Origin of the sequence: Vibrio sp. 10N.222.55.C6 (assembly GCF_041473395.1) — a bacterium.
Lineage (GTDB): Bacteria > Pseudomonadota > Gammaproteobacteria > Enterobacterales > Vibrionaceae > Vibrio > Vibrio crassostreae_C.
The window spans coordinates 1-306 of the sequence record NZ_JBFRSD010001175.1 but is presented as its reverse complement, the minus strand read 5'-3'; the positions used below and the strand labels follow the sequence as shown (position 1 = coordinate 306).

Genomic DNA, 306 nt, shown 5'->3' with positions numbered 1-306 from the left:
GAATGATGTTTGCAAACTAACTTAGCATAAATTGCAAAGAAGTTAGCAAATTTGCACTATAAGTCAGCATAGTCTATTTTTTGTTGTAGGTTTACAACAAAAGTGATGCGCACTATGTTTGACCAAACCAAAAAATCCTCTCACGTTCACAACATCTGCAAGTTCATGAGCTTGAAAAATGATGCTGTTGTTCGCACTCTCTCTGTTTTAGAGTTCGATTTTTGTTTCCATCTCGAATATAACCCTGATGTTAAAGGGTACATATCTCAACCACACGGTTTTTATTACTACTTTAATGGTCGCAAG

At 35.6% G+C, this 306-nt stretch carries 1 pseudogene; it reads left to right on the top strand.

The features are described from left to right. Window positions 1-114 precede the first annotated feature (114 nt). Window positions 115-306, top strand: a pseudogene (locus AB4486_RS28065) (endonuclease); the annotation flags it as partial.